Here is a 348-nt window from a genome sequence, read left to right as displayed (position 1 = left end):
ATCTCAACACCTGCACAAGTTCTGTAGGCCCGCGCAAGCGCAGCGCCGCCGGGCAATGTGAGGAGCTATCTGGAGCCAGCGCGATGTCGCCGGGCGGTGAGAGTGCTGACAAACCGGCGTTGAACAGAGTGCCCGCATTTTGCCAGGTGGCGGCTGACCCGGCCTACAACACCCGCAATCTCAACATTTGCACACCCCTTGTAGGCCCGCGCAAGCGCAGCGCCGCCGGGCAATGTAAGAAGCTATCTGGAGCCAGCGCGATGTCGCCGGGCGGTAAGAGCGCTGACAAACCAGCGTTGAACAGAGTGCCCGCATTTTGCCGGGTGGCGGCTGACGCCTGACCCGGCC

Annotated in this window: 1 protein-coding gene; it reads left to right on the top strand. The window is 63.8% G+C overall.

Translation table 11 applies throughout. From position 1 onward, the window contains the following. Window positions 1-341: hypothetical protein (locus CWM52_RS26590; RefSeq protein ID WP_206057742.1), on the top strand; the 341-nt coding region annotated here is incomplete at its 5' end. Window positions 342-348: the final 7 nt, after the last annotated feature.

This window comes from Raoultella sp. T31, from assembly GCF_002806725.1.
In the GTDB taxonomy this organism is placed as follows: Bacteria; Pseudomonadota; Gammaproteobacteria; order Enterobacterales; family Enterobacteriaceae; genus Klebsiella; species Klebsiella electrica.
This window is presented reverse-complemented; position numbering and strand designations above follow the sequence as displayed.